The sequence below is a fragment of the Streptomyces aurantiacus JA 4570 genome (assembly GCF_000414115.1).
GTDB lineage: Bacteria > Actinomycetota > Actinomycetes > Streptomycetales > Streptomycetaceae > Streptomyces > Streptomyces aurantiacus_A.
In genome coordinates this window covers 1-11457 of record NZ_AOPZ01000476.1, presented here as the reverse complement: position 1 = coordinate 11457, position 11457 = coordinate 1, and the positions used below count along the sequence as shown (strand labels likewise).

General features: G+C 72.2%; 10 protein-coding genes. 8 read left to right on the top strand and 2 right to left on the bottom strand.

The features are described 5' to 3' along the window. The 6 genes from STRAU_RS35050 to STRAU_RS35025 all read left to right on the top strand — a co-directional run. Positions 1–276, top strand: a 276-nt coding sequence (locus STRAU_RS35050) for a CGNR zinc finger domain-containing protein (RefSeq protein ID WP_037663993.1), incomplete at its 5' end; no start/stop codon positions are given. Between the two features lie 191 nt (positions 277–467). Beyond that, positions 468–1046: a sigma-70 family RNA polymerase sigma factor gene (locus STRAU_RS35045; protein WP_229697274.1), complete on the top strand. Its 579-nt coding sequence runs from the start codon at positions 468–470 to the stop codon at positions 1044–1046. Then, a complete protein-coding gene (locus STRAU_RS35040) occupies positions 1043–1999 on the top strand; it encodes an anti-sigma factor family protein (protein ID WP_016645144.1) in 957 nt (318 codons plus the stop codon). The genes STRAU_RS35045 and STRAU_RS35040 overlap by 4 nt, the downstream gene beginning before the upstream one ends. 112 nt (positions 2000–2111) lie before the next feature. Continuing rightward, positions 2112–4517: a HelD family protein gene (locus STRAU_RS35035; protein ID WP_016645143.1), complete on the top strand. Its 2406-nt coding sequence runs from the start codon at positions 2112–2114 to the stop codon at positions 4515–4517. 375 nt (positions 4518–4892) lie between these two features. Further along, positions 4893–6323 (top strand): NAD-dependent malic enzyme, encoded by a 1431-nt coding sequence (locus STRAU_RS35030; protein WP_016645141.1) that lies wholly within the window; start codon positions 4893–4895, stop codon positions 6321–6323. Between the two features lie 395 nt (positions 6324–6718). Next, on the top strand, positions 6719–7000 hold the full coding sequence (locus tag STRAU_RS35025; RefSeq protein WP_016645140.1) for an HU family DNA-binding protein: 282 nt from the start codon (positions 6719–6721) through the stop codon (positions 6998–7000). A gap of 94 nt (positions 7001–7094) precedes the next feature. Here the strand turns inward: STRAU_RS35025 and murA are convergent, their stop codons facing one another. Beyond that, the gene (gene murA, locus STRAU_RS35020) at positions 7095–8438 is read right to left on the bottom strand and encodes a UDP-N-acetylglucosamine 1-carboxyvinyltransferase (RefSeq protein ID WP_016645139.1); all 1344 of its coding nucleotides are present in this window, start codon (positions 8436–8438) and stop codon (positions 7095–7097) included. Between the two features lie 253 nt (positions 8439–8691). Here murA and STRAU_RS35015 point away from each other — a divergent pair, with 253 nt between their 5' ends. Continuing rightward, positions 8692–9252, top strand: coding sequence for a YqgE/AlgH family protein (locus STRAU_RS35015; RefSeq protein ID WP_016645138.1), 561 nt, complete (start codon positions 8692–8694; stop codon positions 9250–9252). Positions 9253–9333: 81 nt separating this feature from the next. Here the strand turns inward: STRAU_RS35015 and STRAU_RS35010 are convergent, their stop codons facing one another. Continuing rightward, on the bottom strand, positions 9334–10251 hold the full coding sequence (locus tag STRAU_RS35010) for a LysR family transcriptional regulator (protein ID WP_016645137.1): 918 nt from the start codon (positions 10249–10251) through the stop codon (positions 9334–9336). Positions 10252–10374: 123 nt separating this feature from the next. Between STRAU_RS35010 and STRAU_RS35005 the strand changes: the two genes are divergently transcribed. Beyond that, positions 10375–11457: MFS transporter (locus STRAU_RS35005; RefSeq protein WP_037663988.1), on the top strand; the 1083-nt coding region annotated here is incomplete at its 3' end.

Genomic DNA, 11457 nt, shown 5'->3' with positions numbered 1-11457 from the left:
CTCGCCGTGCGGCGCGCGGACGGCAGCCTGACCCGCGCCCTGCACGCCGCCCCCGGCCGCCCGGCGCTGCTCGCCGCCGTCGCCCGGGATGCCGTGGAACTGCTCACCGACCCGGTGGCGCGCTCGCTGCTCCGCCAGTGCGAGGGCGACAGCTGCCCGATCGTGTACCTCGACACCTCGCGCGGCCGCCGGCGCCGCTGGTGCTCCAGCGAGGTGTGCGGCAACCGGGAGCGGGTGGCCCGGCACCGCCGCCGGGCGGCGCTCGCGCGGGCCTGAGCCGGAACGTTCGTCCGCCGATGTGGCGGTCCCCGCCCGCGCCGCGGAACTTTCTCGCCGCGCGTTGAACGCGCCCGCACCGCCGTCCGTACGTCCAGGGTGACCAGCCAGCGAGGCCGACGAGACCGACCAGGGCGGAGAGCACGGCCGACATGGGCAGCCGAGACGAACAGCGGACAGCGGAGGCAGACGTGCGCAAGGATTCCGCCGTGGCCGATGAACGCCCGCACCGACGACATCGACTGACGCCGGTACCCGCCCCGGAGCCGGACGAAGAGCTCATGCGCGCCCTCTACCGCGAGCACGCGGGGCCACTTCTGGCCTATGTGCTCCGCCTTGTGGCGGGGGACCGGCAGCGCGCCGAAGATGTCGTACAGGAAACGCTCATCCGTGCCTGGAAGAACGCCGGTCAGCTCAACCGAGCCACCGGTTCGGTACGCCCCTGGCTGGTGACGGTCGCGCGCCGCATCGTCATCGACGGCCACCGCAGCCGGCAGGCCCGGCCGCAGGAGGTCGACCCGTCGCCGCTGGAGGTCATCCCCGCGGAGGACGAGATCGATAAGGCGCTGTGGCTGATGACACTCTCGGACGCGTTGGAGGACCTGACTCCCGCGCACCGGGAGGTACTTGTCGAGACCTATTTCAAAGGGCGTACGGTCAATGAGGCGGCGGAGACACTGGGTATACCCAGCGGGACAGTGCGCTCGCGGGTCTTCTACGCGTTGCGCTCGATGAAGCTTGCGCTGGAGGAGCGGGGGGTGACGGCATGAGTAAGCCGTACGACGCGGGCGCACACGGCGCACACGGCCACGGGCAGGGCCCGTGGGGCCCCGGCCCCGGCTCCGACGGCGGCTCAGGCCCGGGCGACGTGCACGAGACCGTGGGCGCCTACGCGCTCGGCATCCTCGACGACGCGGAGGCCACGGCCTTCGAGGCGCACCTGGCGGGCTGCGACTTCTGCGCCCGGCAGTTGGAGGAGTTCTCCGGCATGGAGCCGATGCTGGCCGCGCTCGCGGACTTCCCCGGCGCCGGGCTGCCCGGTTCGGGTCCCGGGTACGGCGGCCCGGGCCCGGGTGCCGGCTTCGGCGGCGCGGCGCCCGGCGGCATCCCCGCCGCGCGCGGCCACCGGCGCGGCGTACCGGAGATCGGCGAACAGCTCGCCGCCCGGCCGAGCCCGCGCCTCGCGGACCGGCTGGTGGACGAGGTCGCGGCCAAGCGCGCGCAGCGGCGCAGGCGCGGGATGTACCTGGTCGCGGCGGCCGCGGCGCTCGTCATCGGCGGCCCGCTCGCGGTCCTCGCGGTGAACGACGACGACGGCGGCACGAAGGACGTGGCGGGCGGCGACCCGCACCCCACGTCCCCCGCCGAGGACGCCTTCTTCAACCACATGGACGACAAGATCGCCGCCACCGACCCCAGGACGAAGGTCACCGCCACCGTCGGCACCGAGAAGAAGGCGTGGGGCACCCACACCGTCCTGGAGCTGAAGAACGTCAAGGGCCCGCTGAAGTGCTCCCTGATCGCGGTCGGCAAGGACGGCGAGAAGGAGACCGTCACGACCTGGTCCGTGCCCAAGTGGGGCTACGGCATCAAGGACAGCCCGCACCAGGCGGCCCAGAACCCGCTGTACGTGCACGGCGGCGCCGCGCTGGACCGCAACGACATCGACCACTTCGAGGTGCGCACGTTCGACGGCGACCGCCTGGTGGAGGTGGACGTCTAGGCGGAGGCAGAGTCGCCGGGCGACGGCCCGACGACTGCACAAGCGGGGTCCCTTTCGCGTACGGTGGACGGCTGCTCAATACGGGCAGCAGCACGTCAGGAAAGGGGCCCCGGTGGCCGACGTACGCGAGCGCGAGATCAGCGTCGAACAAGAACATCTCGACCAGGTCTACCGCCGCCTCGAAGAGAAGATCCACGAGGCCGAGTTCCTGATGAACGACGCGGCCAAGCGCGGCCAGGTCGGCACGCCGGGCGCGCTCGCCGAGCGCGACGCGCAGGTCTTCCGCGCGGGTGTGCATCTCAACCGCCTCAACAACGAGTTCGAGGACTTCCTCTTCGGCCGCATCGACCTGCTGCTCGGCAAGGACGGCAAGAAGGGCCCCGACGGCGCGTACACGGCGGTCGAACCGGCGGAGGGCGCGGTCCGCGCCGAGGAGACCGGCACGTACGCCGACATCGCCGAGACCCTGCACATCGGCCGCATCGGCGTCCTGGACGCGGACTACTCACCGCTGGTCATCGACTGGCGCGCGCCCGCCGCCGCGCCCTTCTACCGCTCGACCCCGGTCGACCCGGGCCGGGTCGTGCGCCGCCGCGTCATCCGCTCCAAGGGCCGCAAGGTCCTCGGCGTCGAGGACGACCTGATGCGCCCGGAGCTGACGGCGTTCCTGGACGGCGAGGAGCTGCCCGTCGTCGGCGACGGCGCCCTCATGGCCGCGCTCGGCCAGGCCCGGAGCCACTCCATGCGGGACATCGTGGCGTCGATCCAGGCCGAGCAGGACCTGGTGATCCGCGCGCCCGCCGCGTCGGTGACGTACGTGGAGGGCGGCCCCGGCACCGGCAAGACCGCCGTCGCCCTGCACCGCGCCGCGTACCTCCTCTACCAGGACCGCCGCCGGTACGCCGGCGGCATCCTCATCGTCTCCCCGACCCCCCTCCTGGTCGCCTACACCGAGGGCGTCCTGCCGTCCCTCGGCGAAGAGGGCCAGGTAGCCATCCGCGCGGTCGGCTCCTTGGTGGACAGCACGGAAGCCTCCGTCTACGACACCCCGGCGGTGGCCCGCGTCAAGGGTTCGTCGCGCATGCTGAGGGTGCTGCGGCGTGCAGCGAGGGGCGCACTGGAACAGGACCCCGCTACAGCTGTGGGCAGTCGTGCCGCTGGGGCGGCTCCCGACCCAAGGAGAGCGAACGGCCAGTCGCCAACGGCGAGCGCACAACAACTCGCCTTCGGCGAGGACGAGCCCGAAGCCGAAGGCGAGGCGAACAAGGGCACCCCCACCCGCCTCAGAGTGGTCGCTTTCGGCCGCCGCCTGGAGCTCGACAGCGCCCAACTGTCCCGTATCCGCCAGACGGCCCTGAACGGCACCGCCCCGGTGAACCTGCTACGCCCCCGCGCGAGAAAGCTCCTCCTGGACGCCCTCTGGGAGCAGTCCGGCGCAGCCGGAAGACACGACGACCCCGAACTCGCCGCCGAACTCCGCTCGTCCTTCGACGAGGACATCACGTCGGAGGACGACTTCCTCGCCTTCCTCGACGCCTGGTGGCCCGAACTCACCCCCCGCGCCGTCCTCTCCGCGATGAGCGACGAACGCAGCCTGAACCGCTGGTCCCGCCGCATCCTGAATCCCGGCGAGGTCCGCAAGGTCGCCCGCTCCCTCAGACGCGACGCCCTGTCCGTCCACGACGTGGCCCTGCTCGACGAGCTCCAGGCGATCCTCGGCACCCCGCACCGCCCCCGCAAGAAGAAGGACCTGGACCCGCTCGACCTGCTCACCGGCCTGGACGAGCTGATGCCGCAGCGCGAGGAGTCCCAGCGCGAGCGCGCCGAACGCCTCGCGGCGGAACGTGTCGAGTACGCGCACGTCATCGTCGACGAGGCGCAGGACCTCACGCCCATGCAGTGGCGCATGGTCGGCCGCCGCGGCCGGCACGCCACCTGGACGGTCGTCGGCGACCCGGCGCAGTCCTCCTGGTCCGACCCGGACGAGGCCGCGGCGGCCCGCGACGAGGCCCTCGGCACCCGCCCGCGCCGCCGCTTCACCCTCACCGTCAACTACCGCAACCCGGCCGAGATCGCCGACCTCGCCGCGAAGGTCCTGGCCCTCGCGATGCCGGGCGCCGAGTCCCCGTCGGCTGTCCGCTCCACCGGCATCGAGCCGCGCTTCGCGGTCGTACGCGAAGGGGACCTCGGGCAGTCCGTGCGCGACGAGGCGGCCCGCCTCCTGGAGCGGGTCGAGGGCACCGTCGGCGTCGTCGTGGCCATGAACCGCCGCGAGCAGGCGGCCCGCTGGCTCGCCGGGCTCGGGGAGCGCGTCGTCGCCCTCGGCAGCCTGGAGGCCAAGGGTCTGGAGTACGACGCGACCCTCGTCGTCTCGCCCGCCGAGATCGCCGACGAGTCCCCGGCGGGCCTGCGCGTGCTGTACGTGGCGCTGACCCGGGCCACGCAGCAGCTCACCGTCCTTTCGGGCGAACGCGACGACCCGGACGCGGACGGCGTGCCCGACCTGCTCAGGGATTGACCCCCGCGACGGGAATTGCCTTACGAGCATCGTTTGTTACCGTTGATGTGGCACCGGCCCGATCCAAGCCCCCGGGCCCAACCTTCGTCGCTACGAGCGACCACTTGCCGCGAGGCGAGCATGGCGGGTCGGTGTCACTCAACGTAAGAAGCACCTGAGAAGTGCAGAGAAGCACCGAAGAGGTCCGCGTCACCAAGTGGCGCGGACCTCTTTCTGTTCGCTTCAACTTCTCGTATGGTGGAAGTCGGTTTCCGAACGTGCACCCACGGGTCCGTGAACAAAACGTCCGCAATCCGGGGCGGCTACCACGTACTCAGCGGTAGGTGCGACGATCGGACGGCAACAGCTACAAGGTGAAAGCAGAGGAAGTCCGCCATGGCAACGGCGCCCAGCGTCTCCTACTCGATGACGGTCAGGCTGGAGGTGCCCGCGAGCGGAACCGCGGTCTCCCAGCTCACCACGGCCGTGGAGTCCTCCGGCGGCTCCGTCACCGGCCTCGACGTCACGGCCTCCGGCCACGAGAAGCTGCGCATCGACGTCACGATCGCTGCGAGCTCCACCGCGCACGCCGACGAGATCGTCGAGGAACTGCGCGGCATCGAGGGCGTCACCCTCGGCAAGGTCTCCGACCGTACGTTCCTGATGCACCTCGGCGGCAAGATCGAGATGCAGTCGAAGCACCCCATCCGCAACCGCGACGACCTCTCCATGGTCTACACCCCGGGCGTCGCCCGCGTGTGCATGGCGATCGCCGAGAACCCCGAGGACGCCCGCCGCCTCACCATCAAGCGCAATTCCGTTGCGGTCGTGACGGACGGCTCCGCCGTGCTCGGTCTCGGCAACATCGGCCCGAAGGCCGCGCTGCCGGTCATGGAGGGCAAGGCGGCCCTCTTCAAGCGCTTCGCCGGCATCGACGCCTGGCCGCTGTGCCTGGACACCCAGGACACCGACGCGATCGTCGAGATCGTCAAGGCCATCGCCCCCGGCTTCGCCGGCATCAACCTGGAGGACATCTCCGCGCCGCGCTGCTTCGAGATCGAGGCCCGGCTGCGCGAGGCCCTCGACATCCCCGTCTTCCACGACGACCAGCACGGCACCGCGATCGTCGTGCTCGCCGCCCTGACCAACGCGCTTCGCGTGGTGGGCAAGGGAATCGGGGACGTGCGCGTCGTCATGTCCGGCGCCGGAGCGGCCGGCACGGCCATCCTCAAGCTGCTCATCGCGGCGGGCGTGAAGCACGCCGTCGTCGCCGACATCCACGGCGTCGTGCACGCGGGCCGCGAGGACCTGGTGGACGCCGCGGCCGGCTCGCCGCTGCGCTGGATCGCCGACAACACCAACCCCGAGGGCGTCACCGGCACCCTCAAGGAGGCCGTCGTCGGCGCCGACGTGTTCATCGGCGTCTCGGCCCCGAACGTGCTCGGCGGCGACGATGTCGCGGCCATGGCGGACGGCGCGATCGTGTTCGCGCTCGCGAACCCGGACCCGGAGGTCGACCCCGCAATCGCCCGCGAGACGGCGGCAGTTGTGGCCACCGGGCGCTCGGACTTCCCCAACCAGATCAACAACGTCCTGGTGTTCCCGGGCGTCTTCCGCGGCCTGCTCGACGCCCAGTCGCGTACGGTCAACACGGAGATGATGCTGGCCGCGGCCACCGCCCTGGCCGACGTGGTCACCGAGGACGAGCTCAACCCGAACTACATCATCCCCAGCGTCTTCAACGACAAGGTCGCGGGCGCGGTCGCCGGAGCGGTGCGGGGCGCCGCCAAGGCGGCGGGGGTGGCTGTGACGGGCGCCACGGCCTGACCGCACGGCGCGTCGCGGAACGTGGCGCCCGTGACGGCCCTCTAGGGTGGCGGGACGCGGGCCTCAGGGCCCGCGCGGCCTTACCGGCCCCCGCCAGGGCCTGCGCCGGTCCCATCGGTCAGGCAGGCATGCGGTCCGGCACCGGGAGCGGACGGAGCGTCACCATTTCGAGGCACTCAGCCGAGAAAGGGCGCTTTTCGTGTGACTCCCAGGGGTGCCGGATTGGCTTTCCCGCCGCAGGTGGGGGCAGGATGCGTCTCTGGGCGTGAGGGTCCGACGACGGACCCGGGTCCGGGGGCCGCCTCAGGACCCTGGCAGCATCGGCTTCACTGTGCCCGATATGCGGCTCCGCCGCGAGGCACGCCTCAACAGCAAGAAGAACACGGGAGTACAAAATGAACCGCAGTGAGCTGGTGGCCGCGCTGGCCGACCGCGCCGAGGTGACCCGTAAGGACGCCGACGCCGTGCTGGCCGCGTTCGCCGAGACCGTCGGCGAGATCGTTGCCAAGGGCGACGAGAAGGTCACCATCCCCGGCTTCCTGACCTTCGAGCGCACCCACCGTGCCGCTCGCACCGCCCGCAACCCGCAGACCGGCGAGCCGATCAACATCCCGGCCGGCTACAGCGTCAAGGTTTCGGCTGGTTCCAAGCTGAAGGAAGCCGCTAAGGGCAAGTAGCCTCAAGCAGCGAAAGAGGGCGGCCACCCCGTGGGGTGGCCGCCCTCTTTGCGTGCCGTCAAAAGATGGCCTCAATCGCCGGCCGGGCTTTTCCCTAGCTCAGGGCCGCCTTGCCCGGGAGTTCCACCTTCGCGCCGAGCGACACCAGCTTGTCCATGAAGTTCTCGTAGCCGCGGTTGATGAGGTCGATGCCGTGCACGCGGGACGTGCCCTGGGCCGCCAGGGCCGCGATCAGGTACGAGAAGCCGCCGCGCAGGTCGGGGATGACCAGGTCGGCGCCCTGGAGCTTGGTGGGGCCGCTCACGACCGCGGAGTGCAGGAAGTTGCGCTGGCCGAAGCGGCAGTCGGAGCCGCCCAGGCACTCGCGGTAGAGCTGGATGTGGGCGCCCATCTGGTTGAGCGCGGAGGTGAAGCCAAGGCGCGACTCGTAGACCGTCTCGTGGACGATGGACAGGCCCGTGGCCTGCGTCAGGGCGACGACCAGGGGCTGCTGCCAGTCCGTCTGGAAACCGGGGTGGACGTCCGTCTCCAGGGCGATGGACTTGAGCTGGCCGCCCGGGTGCCAGAAGCGGATGCCCTCGTCGTCGATCTCGAAGGCACCGCCCACCTTCCGGTAGGTGTTCAGGAACGTCATCATCGAGCGCTGCTGGGCGCCGCGGATGTAGATGTTGCCTTCGGTCGCCAGCGCCGCGGACGCCCAGGAGGCGGCCTCCAGGCGGTCCGGCAGGGCCGCGTGGGTGTAGCCGCCGAGCTTGTCGACACCGGTGATCCGGATGGTCCGGTCGGTGTCCATGGCGATGATCGCGCCCATTTTCTGCAGGACGCAGATCAGGTCCTCGATCTCCGGCTCCACCGCGGCGTTGGACAGCTCCGTCACGCCCTCGGCGAGCACCGCCGTGAGCAGCACCTGCTCGGTGGCGCCGACGGACGGGTAGGGCAGGGTGATCTTGGTGCCGCGCAGCCGCTGCGGGGCCTCCAGGTACTGGCCGTCGGCGCGCTTCTCGATGGTCGCGCCGAACTGGCGGAGCACCTCGAAGTGGAAGTCGATGGGCCGGCCGCCGATGTCGCAGCCGCCGAGGCCCGGGATGAAGGCGTGCCCGAGGCGGTGCAGGAGCGGTCCGCAGAACAGGATCGGGATCCGCGAGGAGCCGGCGTGCGCGTCGATGTCGGCGACGTTCGCGCTCTCCACGTGCGAGGGGTCGAGCAGCAGCTCGCCCGGCTCCTCACCGGGGCGGACCGTCACACCGTGCAGTTGCAGCAGGCCGCGTACGACCCGTACGTCGCGGATGTCGGGGACATTGCGCAGCCGGCTCGGAGCGCTTCCGAGCAGCGCGGCCACCATGGCCTTGGGCACGAGGTTCTTCGCGCCGCGGACACGGATCTCACCCTCCAGCGGGGTGCCGCCGTGGACAAGCAGGACATCGTCGGTGACGGTCATGAATCTCGCGTTCCGATGAGGTGGACGGGGGGACGAAAGGGTAAGCGTAATGGCCGCGTACCCCCCTTCAGTAAGCCCAAGGCGGGCTCAAACACGTCATGAGTCCGCTACAACACGAACCGTGCGGAACCGGACGCTCACGGTCACTGCGCCGACGGGCCGCCACAGCCGTCCCGGCACCCTCTGAGCTGGGTACCCCCGCGTCGCCCCATTGCCTCCCCGCGCGGGCCCAAGATGCGGGATCATGTCTGGCATGACCGAGGTGTCCTCGCTCACAGGGCGGCTGCTCGTGGCCACGCCTGCCCTGTCGGACCCCAATTTCGACCGTGCGGTGGTGCTGCTCCTCGACCACGACGAGGAGGGCTCCCTCGGTGTGGTGCTCAACCGCCCGACGCCGGTGGACGTGGCGGACATCCTGGAGGGCTGGGGCGACCTCGCGGGCGCGCCCGGCGTGGTCTTCCAGGGCGGCCCGGTCTCCCTCGACTCGGCCCTGGGCGTCGCGGTCATCCCCGGCGAGGAGGGCCCCCTCGGCTGGCGCCGCGTCCACGGCGCGATCGGCCTGGTCGACCTGGAGGCGCCCCCGGAACTGCTCGCCTCCGCGCTCGGCAGCCTGCGGATCTTCGCGGGGTACGCGGGGTGGGGCCCCGGGCAACTGGAGGACGAACTGGTCGAGGGCGCCTGGTACGTCGTCGAGTCCGAGCCCGGCGATGTGTCCTCGCCGGACCCGGAGCAGCTCTGGCGGGCGGTTCTGCGCCGCCAGCGCAGCGAACTGGCGATGGTGGCGACGTACCCGGACGATCCGTCACTGAATTGATGTGCCGGTGGCTGGTTCTAGCCCGTCGAGGGGGTCCCCCCTGCTCTTTAAGAGCTTGGGGGAGTTTGAGGACGAGGCCGTTCAGGCCGATTCGGGGGTCTGGGGGCGGAGCGCCCAGTACCGCTCAGCCAGCGGATGCGCGTCCCGCGCCGGGACCGCCAGGTGCACGGCGACCTGCGGCGCGTTCTTGAGGCGTACGTAGCGCAGCCCCGGGTGCGAGTGCCGACGGGCAACCGGCTCCGGCGCCACGCCGACCCCGTGCCCCGCGACCACCGCCTCCAGCCACTCGTCGAAGTTGTCGGCGGTGCAGGCGAGCCGGGGGCGCCGCGCGGCGGGCCACAGGTCGGGCCGGGTGGTCCCGGTGACGGTGTTCACGACGAGGGGCACGTCGGCCAGCTCCGCCCAGTCGACGACCCGCCGGTGCGCCAGGTCGGCCGAGCCGCGGGCGACGACGGCGACGCGCGGCTCGTACAGCAGCACCCGGCTGCGCACGGCCGCGCCGGGCGGGATCTCACCGCGTACGACCGCGACGTCGCACGCCCCCGACGCGAGCCCGGCCAGCGGCTCGTCGCGCCGCACGGCCAGCGGCTCGTCGCGCCGCACGAGCCGCACCCCCGCGCCGGTCACGGCCTCGAACGCGGCGGTGAGCGGGCCGCACGCCTCCGGCAGCAGCGAGGTGAAGCCGAGCCGCAGCAGCGGAGGCCCGCCGCGGGCCGCGCACAGGGTCGCGTCCAGGCGGGACAGCAGCGGCGCAAGGTCGTCCCGCAGCCGGCGGCCGGCGTCGGTGAGTTCGACGCTGCGGGTCGTGCGGTCGAGGAGGCGGGCGCCGAGGGACTCCTCAAGGGCGCGCACGGTGCGCGTCAGCGCGGGCTGGCCGACGCGCAGGACGGCGGCGGCGCCCGTGAAGCTCAGCTCGTCGGCGACGGCGAGGAAGGCGCGCAGGTGGCGCAGCTCGACTCCATCGGGGGCGGTCTCGGGGCCGGGGTGCGGGGCATCCATGCCTCCGGAGCATAAATGCACCTCCGCAGGCATTTCCCCGGCGAACCGGAGACTGCCTACGTTTCCGTCCCGACGGCGCGTGACCCGTGCCGTCGTACGTAGGGACGAAGGGAGCTGGGTGCGGTGCGGCGAATATGGCTGCTGATGCTGGGGGCCTTCACATTGGGGCTCGACGCCTATGTGATGGCGGGGCTGCTGCCCGTGGTGGCGGACGACCTGGACACGACCGTGTCCCTCGCCGGACAGATGGTCACGGTGTTCACGCTCGCGTACGCGGTGAGCGCGCCGCTCGTCGCGGGCCTCCTGGCGGGCGCCCGCCCGCGCGTGCTGATCGTCGCCTCGCTCGCCGTCTTCACCCTCGGCAACGGCGCGACCGCGCTCGCGCCGGGCCTCGCCGTGCTGCTCCTCTCGCGGGTCGTGGCCGGGGTGGGCGCCGGGGTCTACTCGGCGCTGTCCACGGCGGCCGCCGCGTCCCTCGCCGGGCCGGAGCGGCGCGGCCGGGCCCTCGCCCTGGTCATGGGCGGCATGAGCTCGGGCACGGTGCTCGGCGTACCGCTCGGGGTGCTGCTCGCCGACCACACCTCGTGGCGGTCGACGATGTGGCTGGTCACCGGGCTCGGCGCGGTGGCGCTCGCGGGGCTCGCCCTCGGGCTGCCGCAGGTCCCGGCCGAACCGCCGGTGCCGGTGCGGGCGCGGCTCGGGGCGCTCGCCGACCGGGCCGTCCTGCCGGTCGTCGGGGTGTCCTTCCTGGCGGCGGTGTCGAGCCTCGGCCTCTACACGTATCTCGCGCCGGTCCTGGAGGCCGCGGGCGGCGTCGGCGAGGGCGACGTGGCGCCGTACCTGTGGGCCTGGGGGATCGGCGGGGTGCTGGGCAGTGTGCTGGCGGGGCCGCTGGTGGACCGGTGGGGGCGGGTGTACGCCCTGGTCGCGGGCGTCATGGCGGCGCTGGTGGTGGCGGAGGTGTCCCTTCCGCTGCTCGGCGCGGCGGCCTTCCCCGCGCTCGTGGTCTGGGGCGCGGCGGGCTGGGCCCTGCAAGTGCCGCAGCAGCACCGGCTGTTGGCGCTGTCCGCCGAGCGCGGCACGGTGGCGCTCGCCCTGAACAACTCCGCGCTCTACCTCGGCAGCGCGGTCGGCTCCGGCGCGGCGGGGCTCGCGCTCTCGGCCGGGCTCGGGGCCGAGCGGCTGCCGTGGGTGGCGGCCGGGGTG